At 47.2% G+C, this 23301-nt stretch carries 20 protein-coding genes, 1 pseudogene and 1 riboswitch; of the genes and pseudogenes, 8 read left to right on the forward strand and 13 right to left on the reverse strand.

The annotated features are described in order from the left end of the window. Nucleotides 1–18: 18 nt before the first annotated feature. Together ntrB and QUB24_RS19195 are read right to left on the reverse strand one after the other, a co-directional pair. Nucleotides 19–867, reverse strand: coding sequence for a nitrate ABC transporter permease (gene ntrB / locus QUB24_RS19190; RefSeq protein WP_333154758.1), 849 nt, complete (start codon nt 865–867; stop codon nt 19–21). 99 nt (nt 868–966) lie between these two features. After that, a riboswitch (cyclic di-AMP (ydaO/yuaA leader) is annotated at nt 967–1179 on the reverse strand. Nucleotides 1180–1316: 137 nt separating this feature from the next. Continuing rightward, a complete protein-coding gene (locus QUB24_RS19195) occupies nt 1317–2654 on the reverse strand; it encodes an ArsB/NhaD family transporter (protein ID WP_333154759.1) in 1338 nt (445 codons plus the stop codon). A gap of 207 nt (nt 2655–2861) precedes the next feature. On the opposite strand from QUB24_RS19195, the gene QUB24_RS19200 reads away from it, so the two are divergent. Next, nucleotides 2862–4145 carry a HAMP domain-containing sensor histidine kinase gene (locus QUB24_RS19200; protein ID WP_333154760.1) on the forward strand — a complete coding sequence of 428 codons (1284 nt, stop codon included), beginning with the start codon at nt 2862–2864 and terminating at the stop codon, nt 4143–4145. Between the two features lie 34 nt (nt 4146–4179). Continuing rightward, complete coding sequence (locus QUB24_RS19205; protein WP_333154761.1) at nt 4180–6363, forward strand: VWA domain-containing protein; 2184 nt, start codon at nt 4180–4182, stop codon at nt 6361–6363. A gap of 82 nt (nt 6364–6445) precedes the next feature. Here QUB24_RS19205 and QUB24_RS19210 read toward each other — a convergent pair whose 3' ends face one another. After that, the gene (locus QUB24_RS19210; protein ID WP_333154762.1) at nt 6446–6769 is read right to left on the reverse strand and encodes a PEP-CTERM sorting domain-containing protein; all 324 of its coding nucleotides are present in this window, start codon (nt 6767–6769) and stop codon (nt 6446–6448) included. Between the two features lie 806 nt (nt 6770–7575). On the opposite strand from QUB24_RS19210, the gene QUB24_RS19215 reads away from it, so the two are divergent. From QUB24_RS19215 to rpsU, 6 genes and pseudogenes are all read left to right on the forward strand, one after another. Then, nucleotides 7576–8304 carry a Bax inhibitor-1 family protein gene (locus QUB24_RS19215; RefSeq protein WP_333154763.1) on the forward strand — a complete coding sequence of 243 codons (729 nt, stop codon included), beginning with the start codon at nt 7576–7578 and terminating at the stop codon, nt 8302–8304. A 241-nt stretch (nt 8305–8545) separates the two neighbouring features. Beyond that, entirely contained in the window at nt 8546–10129 is a 1584-nt protein-coding gene (locus QUB24_RS19220; RefSeq protein WP_333154764.1) for a tetratricopeptide repeat protein, read from the forward strand. A 205-nt stretch (nt 10130–10334) separates the two neighbouring features. Beyond that, nucleotides 10335–10877: pseudogene (locus tag QUB24_RS19225) on the forward strand (PCRF domain-containing protein); the annotation flags it as partial. A 24-nt stretch (nt 10878–10901) separates the two neighbouring features. Next, complete coding sequence (locus QUB24_RS19230; protein WP_333154790.1) at nt 10902–11321, forward strand: peptide chain release factor-like protein; 420 nt, start codon at nt 10902–10904, stop codon at nt 11319–11321. Between the two features lie 66 nt (nt 11322–11387). Next, a protein-coding gene (gene prfB / locus QUB24_RS19235; RefSeq protein ID WP_333154765.1) for a peptide chain release factor 2 occupies nt 11388–12507 on the forward strand; the annotation gives its coding sequence in 2 pieces (ribosomal slippage) (nt 11388–11459 and nt 11461–12507; 1119 coding nt in all). A gap of 257 nt (nt 12508–12764) precedes the next feature. Then, on the forward strand, nt 12765–12959 hold the full coding sequence (gene rpsU / locus QUB24_RS19240) for a 30S ribosomal protein S21 (RefSeq protein ID WP_006632476.1): 195 nt from the start codon (nt 12765–12767) through the stop codon (nt 12957–12959). A 2-nt stretch (nt 12960–12961) separates the two neighbouring features. Here rpsU and QUB24_RS19245 read toward each other — a convergent pair whose 3' ends face one another. The 10 genes from QUB24_RS19245 to zwf form a co-directional block, all read right to left on the reverse strand. Next, on the reverse strand, nt 12962–14431 hold the full coding sequence (locus QUB24_RS19245; RefSeq protein ID WP_333154766.1) for an AtzE family amidohydrolase: 1470 nt from the start codon (nt 14429–14431) through the stop codon (nt 12962–12964). Nucleotides 14432–14455: 24 nt separating this feature from the next. After that, the gene (locus QUB24_RS19250; protein ID WP_015176516.1) at nt 14456–14632 is read right to left on the reverse strand and encodes a DUF4089 domain-containing protein; all 177 of its coding nucleotides are present in this window, start codon (nt 14630–14632) and stop codon (nt 14456–14458) included. 120 nt (nt 14633–14752) lie between these two features. Continuing rightward, nucleotides 14753–15214, reverse strand: a complete 462-nt coding sequence (locus QUB24_RS19255) for a KGK domain-containing protein (RefSeq protein ID WP_333154767.1) — start codon at nt 15212–15214, stop codon at nt 14753–14755. Between the two features lie 96 nt (nt 15215–15310). Continuing rightward, entirely contained in the window at nt 15311–15763 is a 453-nt protein-coding gene (locus tag QUB24_RS19260) for a hypothetical protein (RefSeq protein ID WP_333154768.1), read from the reverse strand. An 11-nt stretch (nt 15764–15774) separates the two neighbouring features. Continuing rightward, a complete protein-coding gene (locus QUB24_RS19265) occupies nt 15775–16083 on the reverse strand; it encodes a hypothetical protein (RefSeq protein ID WP_333154769.1) in 309 nt (102 codons plus the stop codon). 26 nt (nt 16084–16109) lie between these two features. Next, nucleotides 16110–17378 (reverse strand): cytosine deaminase, encoded by a 1269-nt coding sequence (codA, locus tag QUB24_RS19270; RefSeq protein WP_333154770.1) that lies wholly within the window; start codon nt 17376–17378, stop codon nt 16110–16112. A 194-nt stretch (nt 17379–17572) separates the two neighbouring features. Further along, complete coding sequence (locus QUB24_RS19275) at nt 17573–18064, reverse strand: ureidoglycolate lyase (protein ID WP_333154771.1); 492 nt, start codon at nt 18062–18064, stop codon at nt 17573–17575. Nucleotides 18065–18276: 212 nt separating this feature from the next. Further along, complete coding sequence (locus tag QUB24_RS19280; RefSeq protein ID WP_333154772.1) at nt 18277–19782, reverse strand: cobyrinate a,c-diamide synthase; 1506 nt, start codon at nt 19780–19782, stop codon at nt 18277–18279. A gap of 299 nt (nt 19783–20081) precedes the next feature. Then, a complete protein-coding gene (gene opcA, locus QUB24_RS19285; RefSeq protein WP_333154773.1) occupies nt 20082–21446 on the reverse strand; it encodes a glucose-6-phosphate dehydrogenase assembly protein OpcA in 1365 nt (454 codons plus the stop codon). Between the two features lie 157 nt (nt 21447–21603). Next, nucleotides 21604–23133 (reverse strand): glucose-6-phosphate dehydrogenase, encoded by a 1530-nt coding sequence (gene zwf / locus QUB24_RS19290; RefSeq protein ID WP_333154774.1) that lies wholly within the window; start codon nt 23131–23133, stop codon nt 21604–21606. Between the last annotated feature and the right edge of the window lie 168 nt (nt 23134–23301).

Consider the following 23301-nt stretch of genomic DNA (forward strand, 5'->3'; position numbering starts at 1 on the left):
CTGACAACTGACAACTGACTAATGATTAATGACGGATCGATGCGTTACCAATTCCTGAACTTTGTCAACAGCAGCGTCGAGCAACAATCCAGTTAAGCCAATTACAAACACCGCTAAAAATACCGAACTCAGATTCAAACGGCTCCACTCATCCCACACAAAAAAGCCAATTCCCACACCGCCTGTCAGCATTTCCACCGCCACAATCACCAGCCAAGCAATCCCCAAACTAATCCGCAAACCTGTAAAAATGTATGGCAAACTCGCCGGCCAAATTATCTTGGTAATCCGCCTCCAGCGCGGCATTTCCAACACTTGCGCCACATCCAGATAATCTTTGGAAACGCTAGAAACTCCCAAAGCTGTGTTGATAATTGTCGGCCACAAAGACGTGATGAATATGACAAAAATTGCCGACGGCTCTGCTAAATTAAAAATCGATAAAGCTATCGGCAGCCAAGCTAGCGGCGACACCGGTTTGAAGATTTGAATCAGCGGATTGAGCGCCATCATTGCCGGTTTCGACATCCCGATCAGAAATCCCACGGGAATCGCCACTGCTGCACCCAGCAAAAATCCCACTAACACCCGCCGCAAACTCGCTAGCAGCAGCCAGCCAATGCCTAAATCTCCAGGCCCGCGCTGGTAAAATGGATGCAATATGTAATCTAAATTAGCGATTAACGCCTGATAGGGAGTGGGAATCAAATCGCTGTTGAAGCTGGCAACAATCCACCACAAGCCAAGAATTCCCAAAAAACCGGCAGCAGGTAACAAAACAGCATCTCGGATGACAACGGGTTTTACACGCTTCCACGTTGCAACTCCTGCAAGTGCGATCGCAGATAAATTAAGCTGTATGAACATTTCAATCTCCTTCAGAGTCAGGGCAGGTACAAGAATCTTGAACAATACCAACCTGAGACACTGACGAAGCCAAACTATCTTGTTCAGAAATTTGGCTTTTCAGTCTCTTCTCAATGCCTGCGAAGTTAGCTGACGGGCTAGGACTGAGAGATGTCCTTCTCCTGAGATTTCAAAATCAAAAACTACACTCAAATTTGGCAATTTTTAACTTTGCTTTTTAATTCTGTAGAGATTCGCCCCGAAAATTGGTTCCTCCGCTCCAGCCACACGCTTGGTTCGATCGCGCGGTGCTCGATTAGGCTTGACTTTTTAAGCCAATTTCAATAAAGGTAGCACGAGCATTTCATTTTGTCAATATGTCTTGAGGAGTAGCTATTTGCGATTTTAGATACTTTGGTATTACCAATCAATTTTTCTTCCTTCTTCCTTCTTCCCTCTTCTTTCTTCCTTCAAATCAGAAACCGAATAGTTACATAAACAGCCGCCGCCACCAATTGCAGCGCCATCACAGGAAGCCCGTAACGCAGAAAAGTTTGAAAAGAAATCCGGCGCCCGTGCTGCTCGGAAATTCCCGCCGCCACTATATTAGAAGAAGCTCCTACCAAAGTGCCATTTCCACCTAAAGTTGCTCCATACATCATCGCATAAAACAGGGGCAGCACAGCAGGTGGAAACTGCCCTGCAAAATCCGGCGCCAGCACTTCTGCCGGTGCAAGCCCGACATTGACAACATACTGTTTTAGCAGCGGCACCATTGCCACTACCAACGGAATATTTGGCACCACGCTCGACATCAAACCCACAAAAAATAACAAAACTAAAGAACCCAGAAAAATATTTTTACCTAAAATCACTGCTAATATTCCAGATATACTGCCGATAACTCCGGTTTTTTCCAAACCGCCAATCAGCACAAAGATAGACATAAAAAATAGCAGCGTACTCCAATCTAAATCACGCAAAATATTATTAACAGAATCAATTTGGGAATGGTGAGCTAAAAGCATTGCCAAAGCAGCCCCCAACAAAGCAACGGCTGCCGGTGAAATAGGCACTGGCAGAGACTCTCCTATTACAAAAAATGTCAGCACGAAAGCTATAATTAAGCCGCCTACTACTAAAACTCGCGGGTGATTGATTTTCGGGTGCGGCAAATGTTCCAAATCGTCTAAGTTCTTGTGCCAAATTTCGCGGAACAGCCAAGGCAACATAACTACTATCACTCCTACTGCGATCGCCCCGCCCAAACTTAACTTTAGCAGGTAATCTGCAAAGCTCATGTTAATAGCATCGCCGACAATGAATGTCGCCGGGTCGCCCACGATTGTCAGCAGTCCCGAACTGTTAGCCACAAATACCATTAAAATCAGTAACGGCACAAAATCTACACCGACTTCTTCTGCCATTGGTGGAATTAATGGTGCTAGCAGCATGACTGTCGTGGCATTGGGCAAAACTGCACAAATTGGCGTAGTAATCGCAACAATACCCAGCAAGAGATTTTTGCCTTTGCCTTTAGCCAAAAGCACCATTTGAGTTGCCAAGTATTCAAATACTTTGGTAGGCTCAAAGGCTCTCACCATTACCATGACTCCGAAGAATAAGCCCAGCGTGGCGTGACTGCGACCGATATATTCGATCGCGTTGTTTAACGTCATCACGTGGGTAAAAACCAGAATCACCGCTCCCAGAAATGCCGCAACTGTGAGGTGTATCCATTCTGTAATTATTAAGAAAATTACACATATAAATGTTGTTGCAGCAATCACAGCTTGTACGTTTTCCATTTATTCCCCTGAAAAATTTAAAACTTAAAATTAAAAACTATTAGTGTGAGGCAATCTACTACTTTATGGCTCTTCTGTCAATAGGTTGAAGGGCTGATTATTGTAGCAACAAGCTGGGATCGACCCCTAGAGAGAGATCCGGCACTGGGAAAAAAATCACCTCAAAACTACTTCTTTTGGCAGGGTCGCGATCGCCACAAGTTTGGTATGGCGATCGGGCGATCACTCAACTACAATGAAGCATGGGCAATCTCTGCCAAACTCAACCCCCACGCAGACATCATGGACTACAGCCAAGTGCTCGCCGACAAAACCGATATTATCGTCAAAAACTGGATTGAAGCAGTTCGTCAGGATCGGAAAATTGAAACCGCTGAGGCATTACCGCACTCAGCAATCGAAAATCACATACCTCACCTGCTGGCGGCGATGGCAACAGTGCTTTCCCAATATCAAAACAGCGACATAAAACTAATAATAGAAGCCAGTTTAGATCACGGATTTCTCAGAGCCGAACAAGGCTACGATGCCGCAGAAGTAGCCCGCGAATACCACTTATTGCGTCAAGTAATATTCTCGCATTTAGAATCAGAATTGCTAGCAGGAACCCCCGCCGACGTATTCAGAGCTTTTCGGCTGATAGATGCCGTAGTAGACGAAGCAATTGCCCAGTGTTTCAACAGCTACGTCGCTCAGAGGCTGCGGGAACTTCAACAAATCCAAACTCAGTTAAAACTCACCAATCAAGAACTCGCTCGCCTCGTCAGCGTCAATCAAGAACACGTCTACCATTTAGCTCACGAACTCAAAACTCCTCTCAACTCCATTATTGGTTATTCCGAACTGTTTTTGCGCCAAGAAAAATGGCAATCTGAAATCAAAGATACCCTCCCCGGCATCGAACACATCGAGCGAGTATTACGCAACGGCAGACAGTTGCTTCGCATGATTAATGACACACTAGAACTTTCTCGTGCCAATGCCGGAAAAATTAAACTTAACCTGCAGCGAACTAATGTACAATCTGTAATTAACACCGTAGTAGAAATGATGCAGCCAATTGCTGATGCTAAAGGACTCAAGCTCGCTGTTACCAGCGACGGCGCCCCAACACAAGTAATCTCCGACTCTGGGCGGCTGCAACAAATTCTGATCAACCTGCTGAGCAATGCCATTCGCTATACAGAATCTGGTAGCATTGAATTAAGTTGCTACCCTGCTGGACAAGCAAATTGGGCGATCGCAATTAGAGATACCGGCGTTGGCATCGCCCCTGAAGATACAAACCGCATCTTTGACCCCTTCTTTCAAGCAGGAGAAGCAGGCAAACAGCTCTTTCCCGCCGAAGGCACTGGCCTGGGATTAGCAATAGTATCGCGGCTCGTCTCGCTGCTGCAAGGCAAAATCGAGTTAGTATCAGAAATAGGAGTCGGCTCAACTTTTACCGTGATTCTGCCCCAAGAAGTTAAAATACTCCAAGAAGTAAGCTAAACATTAAGTTCAAATTTTTACATCCGAAAATCCTATGCCCGCAGCCAACCTTAGCCCTTCCACCACAGCCTTTCCCCTCACCGCCGTAGTCGGGCAAGAAGCAATCAAATTAGCCCTGCTGTTAGCAGCAGTCGATCCCGGATTGGGAGGAGTTGCGATCGCAGGCCGCCGCGGCACAGCAAAATCAGTAATGGCCCGCGCCTTGCACTCCTTACTGCCACCCATTGAAATTGTTAAAGATTCTTTTTGCAACGCCGAACCTAATGAAATTATTGCAGAACAGGCATCAGGCTTGTTACCAGAAAATGGCGGGCAAGATGCCCATACCACCGATACTAATTCCTTAAATACTGAAATAATTCCCACACCATTCATTCAAATTCCTTTGGGTGTCACCGAAGACAGACTCTTAGGTTCCGTCGATGTCGAACAATCAGTAAAATTCGGCCAAACCGTATTTCAACCCGGACTATTAGCCCAAGCAAATCGAGGCGTACTTTATGTAGACGAAATTAACCTCCTCGACGACAACATTTCCAACCAATTGCTAACAGTATTAACCGAAGGGCGCAACCAAATAGAACGCGAAGGGATTAGCTTCCAACACCCCTGCAAACCTCTATTTATAGCCACCTACAACCCCGAAGAAGGGCCGCTGAGAGAACATTTGCTCGATCGCATCGCGATCGTACTTTCAGCCGACGCAGCACTAGAAATAGAAGAAAGAGTCTATGCAGTAGAACAAGCTTTATCCTACTCCAGCTCTCCCCAAGACTTTCTCAATCAATACAGCGAAGACACCGACAACCTCAAAACCCAAATTATCCTAGCCAGAGAATGGCTCAAAGATGTCAGCATTAAACGCGAACAAATTGCCTACCTAGTAGAAGAAGCCATCCGGGGTGGCGTTCAAGGACACCGCGCCGAAATATTCGCAGTCCGCGTCGCCAAAGCCGCCGCCGCCATCGAGGGACGCACAGAAGTTAACGCCGAAGACCTGCGCCGCGCCGTAGAATTAGTCATCGTACCCCGCGCCACCATCATCCAAACTCCCCCCGACGAAAACTCTCCTCCTCCTCCCCCCCCACCGCCTCCTCAAAAGCAGTCAGAACAAGAACAAGACGAACCAGAAAACGAGCAAGAAGACGAAGAAGACCAAGACGATGAAGACAACCCGGAACCTGAAGAAGAACCAGAAAAAGATACCATTCCCGAAGAATTTCTTTTCGACCCTGAAGGAGTAATTCTCGACCCCAGCGTGCTTTTCTTCGCCCAAGCCGCCAACCGCCAAGGCAAATCGGGCAGTAGAAGCACCATTTTCTCTGAAGATAGAGGCCGTTACGTCAAGCCAGTCTTGCCCAAAGGCCCCGTCCGCCGCATCGCCGTTGACGCCACCCTCAGAGCCGCCGCACCCTACCAAAAAGCCCGCCGCGACAGGAATTCTAACCCCCCCCAACCCCCCCTTGCAAAGGGGGGGCAACAGGCAAGTCAACCCCCCTTTGCTAAGGGGGGGCAACAGGCGAGTCAACCCCCCAGCAAGGGGGGGCAAGGAGGGGTTGAGCGGCGTGTATTTGTGGAACAGGGAGACATTCGGGCGAAGCGCTTGGCCAGAAAAGCTGGAGCTTTAGTCGTCTTTGTCGTCGATGCCTCCGGTTCGATGGCCCTCAACCGAATGCAGTCAGCCAAAGGTGCAGTCATGCAGCTACTCACAGAAGCTTATCAAAGCCGCGACCAAGTTGCTCTCATTCCCTTTCGCGGAGAACAAGCAGAAGTGCTGCTACCGCCGACTCGCTCCATAGCCTTGGCCCGCAAGCGTTTGGAACGTTTGCCCTGCGGTGGCGGTTCCCCCCTGGCCCACGGTTTGACTCAAGCAGTGCGGGTGGGAGTCAACGCGCGGCAGTCTGGAGATATCGGTCAAGTTGCGATTGTCGCCATTACTGACGGACGCGGTAATATTCCTTTGGCTCGTTCTTTGGGCGAACCGATTGTAGATGGAGAAAAGCCTGATATTAAAAAGGAATTGTTAGAAATTGCTGCCAAAATTCGTGGGTTGGGAATGCAGTTGCTGGTAATTGATACCGAGAGCAAGTTTATTTCGACTGGCTTTGCGAAGGAATTGGCCAAGACTTCTGGAGGGAAATACTATCACTTGCCCAAAGCTACCGAACAGTCGATCGCAGCTATGACTAAAAATGCTCTACGCGACGCGATCGGCTAAAATCCTGATATCCCGATTTATCTGCGATTATCCGCCTGTATCTGCGGTTAAAAATCCAAAAATTAGACTTTTGGCTAAAAGTCTAATTTTTAACTCTCACTTTCCGGCGAGTCAGCGCCAGCGAACCCGCAACTAAACCCAACCCTACCACCGCCGAAGGCTCAGGAATTCTTGCCGGGAGAGGCTCCGGCTTTCCCGGCCCCCGGGTCGGGGTTCCAGAATTTCCGTGGGTGAATTGCTCGGTATTCTTAGCCAGCAGCAAATTTTCTGAACCCTGCCCTGAAGTAGCGGTATAAACGGCTCGGAAATTAGCTGCAACGGCAGCTTGACCGCCGGAAATAACGGCGACAGCCAATAAAATTCCGGCTGTAGATGGCAATAATTTGGGCTCAAAAAATGTGGGCATGGGACATTACCTATTTAGCAGTTTGTCGATAGAACTCGATTTATTCATTAATTTTCCCGGCATCCTCTGTCTGAGCTACCTTCTGAGCTACCTTAGCAATTAACGGAACCGATTTTAGATTTTAGATTTTAGATTTTAGATTTTAGATTTTAGATTTTTGAAGTTTCTGGCCCCTAGTTTCAACTAAGTCGCAAATCAAAAACCTAAAATCAACTGTGGCCCCTGTCTCTAGCATATACTCCTTAATCCCCAATCGTAAATCCCCAATCCCAAATTGATTTACATCCGCTATCTGCGATTTGATAGACTTTAAGCTGGCCCCTGGCCACAGATAGCGCCTGCCCTTTAACCTCAATTATAGCTTTGCCGCGACGCGCAACGGTGCGAGACAGCGACACGGCACATACCTGTACGCAGTCGATTATAAACAATCGATCCCTGCTTTGGACTGATTTCACCCCCGTTCTTTATCAAATCTTTAAACTCTTTGAGGTTTTGCAAACAAACTGTAAAGCTGTCAAAATGATATAGCAATCCTTGCAGGAGTCGTAAATTATTGACCAGGAATTTCAAAGGTGGTACCCGCCACGTGATTTATCCGTGGAATCCATCCCAAATCTCAAATCGAAAATCCTCAAGAAAGAGCATTTATCCGTGGGGTCGCCTCTAAAATCGAAAATCGAAAATCGCGCAATCGATTGACCCCACCCCAACCCTCCCCTTATCAAGGGGAGGGGGTAAGAAATTCACAAATGATTTAGGATGGCTATAGATAGCAATTCTCAGCCAACATTAGGTAAATCCTCGTGAGTAACACTAGCAATTTCCGCGAAGCCGTGCGCGAGGCCAAAAACCACGCGCTAGTAGGCCCCAACGTCATCTCCAACGCTCTCCCCTTCGTGGGCGGCGGACTTGTCTTAACTGCTGTCGGCACCTACGGCGGCCTCGGAGTGATCCGCAACTATCCCGGGATCTTCTTTCCCACATTCATTGCCGCGATCGCCGTAGAATTAATTCTATTCTTCGTCGCTCGCGCCGCCGCCGAACAAGGCAACAAAAACACCGCTTTGCCCCTGCTGGCAACCTACAGCCTGCTTTCGGGCTACACCCTCAGCGGATTGGTATTTACAGCCCTCAGAACCCAAGGCGTCGGCATCTCCGGCATCGCTTTTGCAGCCCTCGGATGCGGCATTACCTTTATCGCCGCCCGCCAAATTGGCTCCAACCTTTCTGAACAAGACGGCATGGCTCTCACCAAAACTATCAGTTTAGGTGTGATTGCTTTGTTAGTCGTCGTTGGCGGCCAGTTTCTGCTCGCTCTATTTGGCGTCTACACCCCAACCTGGTTGGAAATTGGGATTTCTGGCGTCGGCGTGTTTATATTTGCCGGCGCTGCGATCGTCGATTTTTACATATTACCCCGCACCTACCGCGACGACCAGTATTTGCCCGCCGCTCTGTCGATGTACTTGACCTACATCAACTTGTTCATTTTCATTCTGCGCCTGCTGATTGCTCTCAACGGCCGGGATTAATTGAAACTTTAGCTTAAAAAAAAACCGCGGCCGGATGTCGATCGAGCCGCGGTTTTTGATTAAGATTTACCACCAAGATAGTCCTCATCGCGTCCTCTGTCCGTCATAAACAAAACTTATATCATGTCCGGTGCAGGCATGAGGTATAATTTTACTTTTTAATCACTCAATCAAAACTCTTGTTATCTAATTCTGTCGATCGCGATTTCAATATTAATCACAAATTAATTGGGGAAAACTCATGTACTTAAAATATGAAGATATCAGGAGAGTCAGCGTAGAAATTACCTCCAGGTGCAATGCAGCTTGTCCGCAGTGTCCCCGCACCGACAACCCGATTTTGCCGGGGGCGGAATTAAAGATGGAGGATATTGAGAGAATTTTCCCACAAGAGTTTTGCTCTCAGTTGGATTTGGTTTATATGTGCGGCAACTACGGCGATGCTATGACTAGCAATACCACAATTCCCGCGATCGAATATTGGCATCGCATGGGAGTTCCTCAAATCGGGCTTTATACTAATGGTAGCGGACGCAATCCCGACTGGTGGCGAGCCCTGGCAAAGGCGATGACAGGAGAAAACGACAGCGTAACCTTTAGTATCGACGGCTTGGCAGATACTAACAGCATTTACCGCAAAAATACCAACTGGGATAGAATAATGCAGTCGGTTAATGCCTTCATCCAAGCTGGCGGAAAAGCTGTATGGCACTACTTGATATTTGAACACAACCAGCACCAAGTAGAAGCAGCGCGGGATTTAGCCCAACAACTAGGATTTGTTGAGTTTGTACCGAAAGCTACCTCTCGTTTTGTGGCGAAAGAGATATATGAGAAAGAGTCCGCAAATCAACAGCCTCAGAAGGCAGAAAACTCTCAGGTAGATGCCAAGAGCGATCGCCCCCACCAACCAGCAACAGCTAATGTGTCAGCCCCTCAGCATCAAGAACAGGCTGCGCTTCAGTTCCACCGACAAGCTGAGGAATGCTTGAAACAAGGAAAGCTATCAGATGCGATCGCCGCCAGCCAACAAGCCCTAAAAATTCAACCTAATTTTGCAGCAGCGTGGAAAACTTTAGGCAATGCTGTTCAAGGTTTGGGGAAGATGCAAGCAGCAGCAGATTGTTACGCAAAAGCCCTCAAAATTCAGCCTAATTTTCCAGAAGTTTATGCTAATGTCGGCAGTCTTTATGCCCAACAGCAACAGTGGCAGCCAGCTAGTGCTTATTACCAAAAGGCGATCGAGCTTAAACCCAATTTTGCCGGAGCTTATCGCAATTTAGCTAAAGTGTTGACGCAGTTGGGGCAACCAGAAAAAGCCAATTATGCTTGGTATCAAGCTATAGCTATCGAAACCTCTCAAGCACCAGATCAAACTCAGCCCGTCCCATCAAAGCCAGCCAGCGAAGAACTCCAACCCCCATCGTTGGAACAATATAAAAATCCACAGGGAGACCAATTTATCCAAGCTGTTGAAAAATTTGGTAGCCTAAACAATTACTACCGAAATGTAGAAATTAGCTGCCAAACTCAAGCTAGCAAAGACATTTTTATCAGTTTTGAAGCGGAACTCTGGCCTTGTTGTTGGGTAAGTCATACTAAATACGCTATTTATAACCACACTTACAGACCGCAAATGCTGGCTTTAATTGAAAAATACGGAGAGGGCTTTAATTCTCTCAGAACTCAATCGGTGAAAGATGCCCTGGAAAGTGATTGGTTTCGCGAAGACCTCACAAAAAGTTTTTCCTGTTCTAAAAGGTTGGACGTATGCGCTCACGAATGCGGTAAAACTTTCAATTCAACAGGTTCACAGTATATATAAGAAGGAAGCCACGACACGGATTTGGACACGGATACACGGATTAGTTGCTGAAAGGTTAAAATTTCAGCTAAACTCAAAAATACACCCCACAACGCCGGAGAGCTCACAGTGGAAATTCTACACATCAAACACAACATCGAAACATTGTCCGATCGCCTAACCGGCCTACAAGACTGTCTTTAACTCAGCATTAACCGCCGAGAACCAAAAGTTACAACAGCTAGCAGCACAGCCGGAATCTGGCAAAAGCATCAAGACAGTTGAACTGATACTCCAAGAACTAGACGCACTCCAATCCTACCAGGCAAAACTCAACCAGTGCCAAACAATTTTGGCAGATGCTACAGCAGCACTGGAGTTACTCGAATTTCAAGCAGACGAGGAATTAGAGCAAGAACTTCAAACTAATTTAGCTCAACTCAACTGCTCTCTCGAAGAGTGTGAATTAGAGCAATCCTTGAGCGGGCCTTGCGACAAAAATGGAGCCTACCTGATAATTAATGCAGCAATAGATGACCTAGATGCTCCAGACTGGGCACTAATGTTGCTGAAAATGTACGGTCGTTGGGGACAAAACAGAGGCTATAGAGTTAAGTTAGTTGAAGATTCGCCATCGACAGATAGAGGAATTAATTCTGCAACTGTGGCAATAGACGGACGTTACGCTTACGGCTATCTAAAGTCAGAAACCGGAGTGCATCTACTGAAACGTACATCGCCTTTTAATATTACCAGAAAGCAGGCGAGTTCAGCGACGGTGGAAGTTGTGCCAATGTATGTGGAACTGGAGATTCCACAGCAGGATTTAGAAATAATCTTGCCTCCTCGCAACCTGAATTGTAACGGAGTCGAAAGTTGGGTGAGGATTGTGCATATTCCTACTGGTATTTCTGCAATATCTAATCAGGAGCGGAGTCTATGGCAAAATAGAGAAAGGGCTTTGGCGGTTCTCACCAGCAAACTGTTTGCTATTATGCAAAGACAAGGAGTTCAACAGCTTGCAGATATTCAGGGCGAGATCCTAAAAACAGTCCTTAACCAACCAATTCGGGAATATCAATTGGCCAGCGACAGCGCGAACCAGGGCAAAGTTTTGGATCTCCGTACAGGAATCGAAACAACAGCCGTCGCCGAGGTGCTCGACGGCAAAATAGACTCATTTATCAAAGCTGGTGTGCTGCTGAAAAATTGATTTGCACATTTAGAGCAACATTTCAGCTAAACTCAAAAATACACCCCACAACTAGGAGAACTCACAGTGGAAGTTCTAGACATCAAACACAATATCGAAACTTTGTCCGATCGACTGGGTACAACCCAGGACTATCTTTGACATCCCCGCACTCACAGCAAAAATTCAAGACTTAGAGCAAATCTGCGCCCAACCAGCATTTTGGGACGACCAAGACCAAGCTCAAGAAACCCTCCAAGAACTTAATGACTTAAAATCTCACTTAGACCAATATCGCGGCTGGCAAACGAGCTTGGAAGATGCTAAAGCTATTTTAGAACTGCTGGAGTTAGAAGCCGACGAGTCCCTGTTCCAAGAAGCCTCATCGAGTCTTTCTCAGTTAACCCGCGAACTCGACCAGTGGGAACTGCAACAATTACTATCCGGGCCCTACGATGAAGGCGGCGCCGTTTTGACGATTAACGCCGGGGCCGGCGGCACAGATGCTCAAGATTGGGCCGAAATGCTGCTGCGGATGTACACCCGCTGGGGAGAAAGTCAAGGTTACAAAGTACATTTAATGGAAATTTCCGAGGGAGAGGAAGCAGGTGTTAAATCTGCTTCTTTGGAAATTGTCGGCCGCTACGCTTACGGTTATATGCGATCGGAAAAAGGCACTCACCGCTTGGTCAGAATTTCGCCTTTTAATGCTAACGACAAGCGTCAAACCAGTTTTGCAGGGGTCGAAGTGATGCCAATTCTCGATCGATCCGTCAAGTTGGACATTCCAGAAAAAGATTTGGAAATCACGACTTCCCGCGCGGGCGGCAAGGGCGGGCAAAATGTTAACAAGGTAGAAACCGCAGTCCGCATCGTTCACATTCCTACCGGCTTGGCTGTCCGCTGTACTGAAGAACGCAGTCAGTTGCAAAATAAGGAAAAAGCTTTGGCATTACTCAAGGCTAGGCTGTTGGTGGTTGCTAAGGAACAGCGGGCTTCGGAAATTGCCGAGATTCGCGGCGACATGGTGGAGGCGGCTTGGGGCAACCAAATTCGCAATTATGTTTTTCACCCATACCAAATGGTCAAGGATTTGCGTACTGGAGTGGAAACAACCGCGATCGAAGATGTGATGAACGGCGAATTAGACCCGTTTATTCAAGCTTACCTGCGGCAGGAAAATCAGTTGATAGCCCAACCCTCTTAAACCAGTACCCGCAATCAAAGGGGTTCGTAGTTTCGAGTTGACTGTTGACGGTTGACTGTTAACTGTTCACTGTCAACAGTCAACCGTCAACAGTCAACATCATTCCGGTGTAACCGGAAATGATATCAAGTCCTCACTACAAACCAATTTTATGGTATAATTTTGAGGTTTTGGGCGATCGGCCGACCTCCAACAGGTTGCGCGGTCAAAAAGCTTGATATGATAAAACTTGATCTAACAAACACTAAGGAGAAAGAATGACCCAAGTTGTAATAGGCGAAAATGAAGGGATTGAGTCAGCCCTACGACGGTTTAAGCGGCAAGTTTCCAAAGCGGGTATTTTCCCCGACATGAGAAAGCACCGCCACTTTGAAACCCCCTTGGAAAAGCAGAAGCGCAAAGCTATTGCCAGAAGGACTAAGAGACGCTTTCACCGCAACAACAAACCCTAGAATTAGGGGTCAATTGATCCGGCAGATACAAGGCCTTGCGATTCAAGTACCGCAGCGACTCGGAGAATCACCGCTTCGCTGTAGGGAGCACCAATAATTTGTACCCCCAAGGGCAAAGCGCCGGGCCGCTGTACGGGCACGCAAAGAACGGGCAAGCCAATAAATGATAGGGGTTGGGTGAACAGTCCGAGATTGGGACGTACTAAGATTTCTTGTCCGGCTATTACCATTTTCTCGACGCCAATTTCAGGGGCAGCTATCGGGGTTGCGGGTGCGAGGATAATGTCTGTGTGTTGGAATATTTCGCGAATTCGATCGCGGTACCACTGTCTGAATCTCTGGGCTTGCAAGTACCAAGTCGCAGGGATCAGGGTTCCCGCTAAAAAGCGATCGCGCGTGGCAGGATCGAAGTCTTGAGGGCGCGATCGTAAATTGTCCAAATGCAAATTTCCCCCCTCGCAAGCGGTAATGATAAATGCCGCAGCCCGGGCGCGATCGGATTCCGGTATAGTGACAGTTGCAAGCCCCCCTATTTTTGGGGGGTTTGTTGTTTTTTCTGTGTTTATACCACAATCCAAGAGATTTGTCAAGGCCTTAGCAACTATTTCTACAGCATCCATTGCTTCCGGTGCGGCCCCTGTGGCGAAATACCCGTCAGCAACAGCAATTCGCAATCCTTCGATGCCTTGATTTAACTGCGGCGAACAAAGTTGTGGCGGGCGTTGAGTGCAAACCGGGTCACGAGAATCAGGGCCTTGCAGGATATCGTACAGCAGCGCCATATCTCTGATCGATCGGCCAAACGGTCCCACACAATCCAAACTACTGGAAAATAAAAAAGCGCCAGCCCTGGACAAACGGCCGTAAGTAGGCTTAAACCCAAAGACACCGCACAAAGCAGCAGGTACGCGGATGGAACCGTTAGTATCAGAACCGAGAGTGAAGGGTACAAAACCGGCGGCGACTGCTGCTGCGGAACCGCCGCTGGAACCGCCAGCGATGCGCGCAGTATCGCGGGGATTGCGAGTCGGCCCGTAGTGGCTGTTTTCCGTCACAAAACCGTAGGCGTACTCATCCATGTTGAGCGTACCCACAAGGACAGCCCCGGCTTGTTTGAGTCTGGCGACCACCGCCGCGTCCTGGGTAGCCGGAGGATTGCCAGCGTTGATTTTTGACCCAGCTAGAGTAGTAATTCCGGCGACATCGAACAGGTTTTTGACAGCGAAAGGAACGCCTGCTAAAGGGCCTGGGTCTTGGTTATTGGCGATCGAACTATCTATATTTTCGGCTGCTGCGAGTGCGCTGGATGCAGTGATAGCAGTAAAACAATTAAAAGCCTTATCCTTAACAGCAATCCGTTCCAAAGCAGCAGTTACCGCCCCTGTAGCCGTAACCTTACCCGATTTAACAGCCGCTGCCGTAGCAACCGCATCAGCCCTCTCCAAAAAACATCTGCGTTCATCCGCGTACATCTGCCCTCATCTGCGGTTAAAAATCTAAGGTTCAAACACCGGCGCGACTTCTACTTCTGGGGGTAAAGGAAACTCAGTAACCAGTCGGGCGATCGCAGCTATCCTCTCGAAGTTTACCACAACACCCGGCCGATGTTCCGGGTCTAACGGTAAGTTTATCAGTTCGGCCGTGCGATCGACATATTCTTCTACATTTACCATAAGTCCCTCCCAAAAAAACATCAGCGTACATCCGCGTACATCCGCCCTCATCTGCGGTTAAAAATATAAGATTCAGATATAAGTGCGATCGATTATTGTATTGTAAGCGCGATCGGGCAGTCAGTTATTATTGCTCAGTTTTTTGTATTCCTCAGATTGCCTGATATCATCTAAAGGTGATTTTGGCTCTAGTGGTTCATCAGGACAAAACTTTATAGATGTCTGCGTTTCTCCAGACTGGAAATTTTTATTAATTTCAATTTTAAGCTTTCCTTTTTGCCAACCTTTTGCACCAATCTTGAGAATTTGACCATCGATTCCTTCTGGAGGGGAACTCCAGTTTATCTCCCCTACCTGAATAGTTGTTTCTTCGTTAATCGACAGAGATTGCATCCAATAATATATCGATTTCTTGCGAGATTCCTTGTCTGCTGCCTCGATAGAAAATAGTATATAATCAAACTTCCTAGCGACTAGCTCTTTAAACCTCCCCACCGTAAAAGTAGCTTTCCCCAATAACAAAACATCATCATCGCCATCTAGTATCTCATAGCTTCTATTGATTTCATTTTTTTCGTTCATTTTATTTCACAAAATTCTGCTGATTCCTATTTGATACCATTTGAAGGTATTTGAGTCAAGGTGGTAAAGAAACAATTTGCGATCGCACTTTTCTACTCAAACACTGACAGTTTCCCGCAACTTCTCAACGGCAACATCCAGCGGAGGCAAAGTAAAATCCTCAGCATCCATCAATGCCTTAACCTTCTCAAAAATCTCAACCTCCGCCTCTTCCTGGTCGGTTAGCTTATCATAAAAACAAGGGTCAGTAAACCACTGCTCAAAAGCAAACCTTAACACCCCATTCGGGTCAAGCATAAACTGCCAATACTTAGAAACTCGGTTATCAACTACTTCAAACAGCGGTGCCGGAGTCTGTATGGGATAATAGCTGTAATTATCATCACAAATATAGTACCAAACTATTCCCTGCCACGATCGGATTGCATAAACAACATATTCCTTGCCAACAGTCAACGGCAATTCAACCTTTTTAGTATAACCTCTTGCCGGATCGATATAATTTTCCGGTAGAACTTTCCCAGTCTTAGCAATACAGCGAACAATCATAACTTGTCTACCTATAAATTCTTAGGTGCTATTTTAGGATATTGTCGTTTAAACTTTAATTCAACTTGTTGGAAAATTTTTGCATTTTCAAACCAGTGCACTTGTACGGAAGCCCCATTAATTACAAAAGCCTGAATGCTAGTTATTTTGTACCAGTCTTCGGGATTACCTCCATAGAGGGCAACCAGTCTGGAAACATCCCCTAGTATATCGTCAGGTCCGCCCTGAATTGCTCTAAAATTACCAGCCTTAGCATCTTGCAGTAGCAGTTGCTCCTGCAAATTTCTCGGACTCTCATCCGGAATAGCACCTTGATTCACAATTTAACAGCGTAAAATATTGTTTGTCAAATACCATAAAAACTAATTTTAGCAGGTGCAGTTTCCGCCAACAACTTACCCTGCGAAATCACATACCGAACCGCAGCGCGCCTCCTAATAGCATCATAACAATCCTCAGCATCCAACACAATCAAATTTGCAGGTTTCCCCGCATCTATCCCATAATTATCATCTCCCAGATAGAGAGTTTTAGCACCGTTGACAGTGACCATATCAAAACAAGCTGCAATCTCAGCCATTCCCGTCATCTGACAAACATGAACCGCCATATGAGCGACATCCAACATATTTGCCGTACCTAAACTATACCAAGGATCTTGCACGCAGTCGTGGCCAAAGCTCACATTCAAACCCTGCTGCCACAACTCCTTAACCCGCGTCACCCCACGGCGTTTGGGATAAGTATCAGCGCGGCCTTGCAGAGTGATATTAATTAAAGGATTGGCGATGAAATTAATTCCCGACTTTGCCAAACTTCCCATCAGCTTAAAAGCATAAGCATTGTTATAAGAACCGAAAGCCGTCGTGTGGCTAGCCGTCACCCGCGAACCGGCCCCGCTTCTAATCGCACAAGCCGCTACCACCTCCAAAAATCTCGACTGTTCATCATCGATTTCATCGCAGTGAACATCTATTAACCTATTGTATTTTTCAGCAAGTTCAAAAATTCGCTCAACCGACTTCACCCCATCTTCCCGCGTCAACTCATAATGCGGAATCCCGCCCACAGCATCCGCACCCATATCCAGAGATTTCTCTAAAAGCTTGTCATTTTCTGGACTTCCGTAAATCCCGTCTTGGGGAAAAGCCACAACTTGCAGAGTCATCCAATCTTTGACTTGTTCACGAACCTCCAAAAGTCCTTGCAAAGCAGTCAGCGTCGGTTCGCTAACATCAGCGTGACTCCTGACAAACAAAATCCCTTGAGACGCTTGCAGCCTTAAAGTTTCAACAGCCCGTTTTTTGACATCATCCAGAGTTAAACATTGCTTGCGTTCCCCCCAGATTTGAATACCCTCGAACAAAGTGCCGCTTTCATTCCATCGCGGTTCCCCCGCAGTCAAAGCCGAATCGAGATGAATGTGCGAATCCACAAAAGGAGGACTAACTAAATTGCCTTGAATATCGATTTCGCGTTCGCCAAGTTCTGATATCCGAGGCGAAACAGCGACTATTCGGTCATCCTCAATAGCAATATCAACCCTTGGGCGATCGTCGCCCGCACCTAACAAACGACATTCGCGCAGAACAATGCTATACTTTTGCTCAGACATAACAATTGCACTTAATTTAACACCTGTAAACTTTATCCTTCAAGCGCGGTCATTCAGCCTAGTGAGGCCAAAAGAATTCCCCAATAACTTGCCAACCCCCTCCTTCTCCCTCTCTGCGTCCTCTGCGCCCTCTGCGGTTAAAAAATCTTACTCAAAAATCACCAAAAAGAAAGCGCAACGACCAATCGCCAACATCAAACAATCTCAAACTCCAGATGGTGATGTTTCACAAAATCAAAAGTAAAATGGTCAACCACATTAGTATCGCTCAATTCCAGATTGTAAAAATCAACAAAATCCGCATCAAAATACGGCCCAGCGTGCCAAGTCCCCACATCTAACTTAATAAAACAATTGCCCGGAATCCGAAAAGCAACAACATCATCCAAACTCGGTTTATCGCTATCCCCAGGAGGCGCAACCGCCATCAACCAATCCTTCCCCTCCAAAGAACCCAAACACTGAGTACATTCAACGTGCCGCGTAATTTTGCGAAACTTGCGACCTTCCTTATGGAGCCGCATAATGTAAAATCTAGGAACACCATTTTGCAAACTTAACTGAGCGTCCTCAGCATCGAAAGACTTGCCATCAACAGCCGTAAAGATAACTTGACCGTAACGCCGGAAATTCTCCCGTGTCACCCATTGCGCAAACAACTGCTTAGTCGAAATTGATTCGCTCATAAATCCCAACATCCCTAGGTTTCTCCTTCACAAATATTCTAATATAAATAGTAAGACCACTTTATTTCAACTCTGGGCGCAGCTAAAAACCAACCTTTCGACTCATCCCACAAGAAAATAAACAACATTGCTTTCATTCGATCGCCCTTCTTGAAATTAATCTGCGTTAATCTGTGTTTATCTGCCTGACATCTGCGGTTTCTGTATCAACCTTACAATCGCGCATCAGCACACCGCTGCAAAAAACGAGCCGGAATATCAGGACGAGCACCCCAGTGCAAATGCAAATAAGAAGCGTGTACCTGACAAACTCCCCAACCTTCAGCAACCGCCTCAACCTCCCCCCGCTTGCCATACCTCCAACTGTGATAAACTGGATTACTCGGTTCCACAGTTAAATGCGATCGATGAAACTCATGTCCCCAAACCTCATCAAGAGCAGTTAACACCGAACTATCCCTCAGCGCCACAGCTTCTCGGTATCCCAGCGTCAAACGCTTACCCATCGCAGCAGAAGTTTGCAACACCCCCACCCCTTGCCAAGAATTGCCATCGAAGTCTACAATAGAATCGCACAAGTACATCAAACCGCCGCACTCCGCATAAGTCGGCATTCCCGAAAAAATCGCCTTTCTTACCGCATCCCGAATTAAAACATTACCGCTCAATTTTTGAGCAAACACCTCGGGAAAACCACCACCAAAATATAACCCTTGCACGTTGTCAGGAAAAACCGAATCATCAAGGGGACTCCAAAATACCAACTCGGCACCCAACTCTTCCAACAAATCAAGATTGTCCTGATAGTAAAAATTAAAAGCCCGATCGCGCGCAACTGCAATCCTCACTCCCAATTGTTTTCCCAAAGAGTTGACAACATCATCTTTTTGAGTTACAATAACCGAAGGGAGACTGTGCCTACCCAAAAGTTGCTCAGACCCCTCACCCCCCCCATTTCGAGTTGCAGCCAACAAAGGCAAAAGTTGCTCCCAGTCAAAACTAACAGCAGCCAAATCAGCCAGTTTATCGATCGCAGCATGAAGATTCGGCAACTCCTCAGCAGGAATCAGCCCCAAATGTCGATCGGGAATAGTAACAGCCTCATCCCTACGCAAAACGCCCAAAATAGGTAAATTGAGCGGTTTGAGAGCATCTTGAAGCAACTCCAAATGTCGATCGCTCGCCACCCGATTGAGCACCAAACCAGCGAATTTAAGGTCAGGGTTAAAAGAACGAAAACCGTGGGCGATCGCAGCCACAGAACCAGAGAGCCTGCTGCAATCGATCGCAAACAATACCGGCAAATTCAGCAAATAAGCAACATGAGCCGTAGAAGCAAAGGAAAAATCATAATTGCCTTCTTCTTTTCGATAATTAATCCGTGTATCCGTGTCAAAATCCGTGTCGTGCCTTCCTGATTCCTGATTTTTTCGACTCACTCCATCAAAGAGTCCCATCACCCCTTCAACTAGGGCATAATCGACATCTTGAATGTGACGAGAAAAACACTTTTTTACATAAGATTCAGACGTTAATACCGGGTCTAAATTCCGACAGGGGCGACCAGTAACAAAAGCATGAAACATCGGGTCAATGTAATCCGGGCCTACCTTAAAAGATTGAACATTCAAGCCGCGACGGATTAAATAAGCTAAAAGGGCGATCGTCACAGTAGTCTTTCCCGCCCCGCTGCGTTCGCCAGCAATTACTAAAGCCATAGTTCTAGAATATTTACAAAAAATACATATTTAACGAACCGCGAAGACGCGAATACCGCGAAGGAAGAATGAGAAAAAGAGAGGTAATTTAGTTGCTTTTTGGAAGTAATTTAAAGTTGAGAATCAAAGAACATGATTAATTCAAACTCATAACTTCTAACTCACAACTTCTAAAAAAGTAGGGCAGACATTGCCTGCCCCACTGAATATTAACTCAATCCTTATTCCTTCTTCCGACGGACATCGGACTGACATCCGTTACATCCGTCGAGCGAATCCGTTGCCGAACTCCCTTCTTTTTACTGTTTAGCCAACTTCAGCATTTGAGCCGTCACTGCCAAACTTTCTTCGTAAAGCACATCTCGGCCCCAACTCTGCAAGTGCTGGCCCAGCAACTGTTCCGTCACCTGATCGAACAGAGGACTCACCTGGTTAAACCGATCGGTTTGAGCGCCGCCCTTCGTTTCCATCCGCATACAGCCGCCCGCTTCCGAACACAGAACTGTACCGCAGTCAGCCTTTTCGTTTGTAGAATTCAAACGCACAGCAATCAAATCGCCCGCGACATCGCCCGTATCAGCAGTAGGAATAGCAGCCAACTCGGCTTCGACAACCCGTTCGTCGGGCCCGGCGAATTTAATTCGCTTGATGTGGTAATCGCCCTCTTCCTGTTTGAAAGCAACCGGACGCCACTGAAGTCGGCTCGCCAGCCAGCCCAAATACATCAGCGCTTGAGTAGAATTGTCCTGTTCGTAATCGATCGTCACCCGATCGATTTCCCGAATCGCAGCGCGACGTTCCGGCGCGTCAAAAGCCTCAGCAGCCAACTCCTGCCACGCGGCCAGCCGGCGCCAATTCAGATCCGCGATCGGAATTCCCTCCTCGATCAGACTTTGCATCAACAGCAATTCCGCTTCACACTCAGCAAAGCTGCTAGAGTCAACAATCACAGAACTGCTAACTGCCGCCAGCCGCTGGAACAAACCTCGATCGGCATCAGGATTCGCCTTCCACCACAGCAGCGTCGGCAAATCAGCGATAGTCAACGCCGTCACGATGCCGCTCACCCGTTCCAAAGCAGCTTCCGTACCCCGCAGCGTAATGTACTCGCAGCAGATCAGATTGCCGCTGGTGCGCTTGTGAACCGGACAATAAGCAGCGACTTGAGCCTGCACGCCCGTATCTTCCCCCGCCGTCGGGCACAGAGCAATAATCCGGCAGGGATTGGCAGCCACAATCGCGTCAGCCACGCCCGAACCCCCGGAACCCAAGCCGCTAGATCCCATCTCCTCGCCTTTGGAGTTTTTGCGAGCCACTTCTTCCCGCAAAGTCGCCAGCAATTCAGCGTTAGGTTTGCCTGTTCTCGGCAGCCCGTAAGCTTTTTGAGCCGCCCTGATGCTAGATGCCGTCATCGGCCCGGTAATACCGTCCACCGGCCCGTCGTAAAACCCCAGATCCGCTAATAACCGCTGAGTTTCTTCGGGTTCGTAGACTACAAAAGTAAAAGTTGTTGCCCTAGTAGCGATCGGAAAATCCCCTTTCGACCCCGATTCTCTGTAACTTTCCCAAATTTGACTCAATTCGGCCTCTATTTGGTCGATCGACACATCTTTAGGACTTTGTAGTGAAACCAGAGGCGGAGCTTTCATCGGTGTCATCGTCATCGGTTTTTTCTCCTTTGTCAGTTTTTAGTCATCAGTGATTGGTCATTAGTTCAGTAGTCCTGGAGATCTGAAAATTTTAGACCCTAGTTTAAGCTCTCAGATTCATCTGTCCAGTAAATCTAAAATCTAAAATCTAAAATCTAAAATCGACTGACTCTTAAAGTCTTCGCCACTTGCGGCCATCTCTGTTAATTAGCAGTTCTGCTTCCGCAGGTTCCCAAGTACCCGCTTCGTATTTAGGAACCAAATCCTGGTCGTTGGAGGATTCCCAAGCCATCAACGCCGGCGTTACCACCCGCCAAGCTTCTTCCACTTCATCAGAACGGGTAAATAAAGTTTGGTCGCCCAGCATACAGTCAATTAACAGGCGATCGTAAGCATCCGAAGATGTCACCCCAAAAGAAGAACCGTAACTGAAATCCATATCCACCGTCCGCGTCCGCAAATCCGGCCCCGGCATTTTCGCCTCAAACCTCAGCGAAATCCCCTCGTTCGGATGCACGCGCATAGTCAAAACGTTAGGAGTAGTTTGTTGGGCCGCAGACTGAAAGATTAGCAGCGGAACTTCGCGGAACTGAATTGCAATTTCGCTAACTTTTTTCGGCAACCGTTTGCCGGTTCGCAAGTAGAAAGGCACTCCCTGCCAGCGCCAGTTGTCAATCATAAACTTCATCGCCACAAAAGTCGGCGTTGTCGAATTGGGAGCAACCCCCGGTTCATCGTGATACCCAGGCACCTGTTTGCCCTTCATCCAACCTGCGGAATATTGACCCCGAATCGCTGAGAACTCCAAGTTATTCAAATCTGCCAAGCGAGTTGCTTGCAGAACTTTCATCTTTTCGGTGCGGATGCTGTCAGCGTCCAAGGAATTCGGCGGTTCCATCGCCGTCAGGCAGAAAATCTGCATCAAGTGGTTTTGCAGCATATCCCGCAACGCCCCAGAGGATTCGTAGTAACCCGCCCGGTCTTCTACGCCTACTGTTTCTGCAACTGTAATTTGTACGTGATCGACAAATTGCCGATTCCATAGCGGTTCAAAAATCGCGTTAGCAAACCGGAATACCATTAAATTCTGAACAGTTTCTTTACCCAAATAGTGGTCGATCCGGTAAACTTGCTGTTCTTGGCAAACCTTCTGCACGACTCGGTTGAGCGCTTTTGCCGAACTCAAGTCGCGCCCGAAGGGTTTTTCAATTACTAAGCGGTGTTTTACTGGATCAACCAGCATTTGAGCAGCGCCCAGTTGCCTAATTGCTTCTGGGAAAAAGTTCGGGGAAACTGATAGATAAAATATGTGATTGCCGCGAGTTCTCCTTTCTTCGTCAAGTTCCGCTAAGAAAGCTTTGAGTTTTTCATAGCTTTCCGGGTTGTCAATGTCGCCCGGACAATAGTACAAACCTTTAGCGAAATCTTGCCAAAATTCTTCATTGCCAATGCCGCCACCAAATTCTTCAATGCCTTCGCGCATTTGCTCTCGGAAGTAATCGTGACTCCAAGGGCGGCGGGCTACTCCCACGACGGTAGTTTCCGGTGGCAAGCGTCGATCGCGCTTCATCTGATAAATTGCAGGTACCAGTTTGCGCTGGGTGAGATCCCCAGAAGCTCCGAAGATTACCAGAATTTGTGGTTCCGGCACCCGTTCTTTTCGCAAACCGACGCGCAGTGGATTTTCAAGTAGCGTTACCATTATTTATTTTCCTTGTTCTAGTGCTGTTAACCCTGCCAAGACACCATGATAGTTTGCGGTCATTTCTGCTAGTTTTTCGGTGAGAGAGCTAATCTGTTCTTCATACCGCTAGAGGAGGGAGATGATTTGGCTCTCTAGGAACTCTCAGAGGCATTAATCTCAAAATTC

Origin of the sequence: Microcoleus sp. B9-D4, from assembly GCF_036705105.1 — a bacterium.
Lineage (GTDB): Bacteria > Cyanobacteriota > Cyanobacteriia > Cyanobacteriales > Microcoleaceae > Microcoleus.

What these genes read in the sequence shown, in the direction of transcription:
- ntrB (WP_333154758.1), bottom strand. Translation starts at nt 867, where the DNA reads ATGTTCATACAGCTTAATTTATCTGCGATCGCACTTGCAGGAGTTGCA.
- QUB24_RS19195 (WP_333154759.1), bottom strand. Translation starts at nt 2,654, where the DNA reads ATGGAAAACGTACAAGCTGTGATTGCTGCAACAACATTTATATGTGTA.
- QUB24_RS19200 (WP_333154760.1), top strand. Translation starts at nt 2,862, where the DNA reads ATGGCGATCGGGCGATCACTCAACTACAATGAAGCATGGGCAATCTCT.
- QUB24_RS19205 (WP_333154761.1), top strand. Translation starts at nt 4,180, where the DNA reads ATGCCCGCAGCCAACCTTAGCCCTTCCACCACAGCCTTTCCCCTCACC.
- QUB24_RS19210 (WP_333154762.1), bottom strand. Translation starts at nt 6,769, where the DNA reads ATGCCCACATTTTTTGAGCCCAAATTATTGCCATCTACAGCCGGAATT.
- QUB24_RS19220 (WP_333154764.1), top strand. Translation starts at nt 8,546, where the DNA reads ATGTACTTAAAATATGAAGATATCAGGAGAGTCAGCGTAGAAATTACC.
- QUB24_RS19230 (WP_333154790.1), top strand. Translation starts at nt 10,902, where the DNA reads ATGTATGTGGAACTGGAGATTCCACAGCAGGATTTAGAAATAATCTTG.
- rpsU (WP_006632476.1), top strand. Translation starts at nt 12,765, where the DNA reads ATGACCCAAGTTGTAATAGGCGAAAATGAAGGGATTGAGTCAGCCCTA.
- QUB24_RS19245 (WP_333154766.1), bottom strand. Translation starts at nt 14,431, where the DNA reads ATGTACGCGGATGAACGCAGATGTTTTTTGGAGAGGGCTGATGCGGTT.
- QUB24_RS19250 (WP_015176516.1), bottom strand. Translation starts at nt 14,632, where the DNA reads ATGGTAAATGTAGAAGAATATGTCGATCGCACGGCCGAACTGATAAAC.
- QUB24_RS19255 (WP_333154767.1), bottom strand. Translation starts at nt 15,214, where the DNA reads ATGAACGAAAAAAATGAAATCAATAGAAGCTATGAGATACTAGATGGC.
- QUB24_RS19260 (WP_333154768.1), bottom strand. Translation starts at nt 15,763, where the DNA reads ATGATTGTTCGCTGTATTGCTAAGACTGGGAAAGTTCTACCGGAAAAT.
- codA (WP_333154770.1), bottom strand. Translation starts at nt 17,378, where the DNA reads ATGTCTGAGCAAAAGTATAGCATTGTTCTGCGCGAATGTCGTTTGTTA.
- QUB24_RS19275 (WP_333154771.1), bottom strand. Translation starts at nt 18,064, where the DNA reads ATGAGCGAATCAATTTCGACTAAGCAGTTGTTTGCGCAATGGGTGACA.
- QUB24_RS19280 (WP_333154772.1), bottom strand. Translation starts at nt 19,782, where the DNA reads ATGGCTTTAGTAATTGCTGGCGAACGCAGCGGGGCGGGAAAGACTACT.
- opcA (WP_333154773.1), bottom strand. Translation starts at nt 21,446, where the DNA reads ATGACGATGACACCGATGAAAGCTCCGCCTCTGGTTTCACTACAAAGT.
- zwf (WP_333154774.1), bottom strand. Translation starts at nt 23,133, where the DNA reads ATGGTAACGCTACTTGAAAATCCACTGCGCGTCGGTTTGCGAAAAGAA.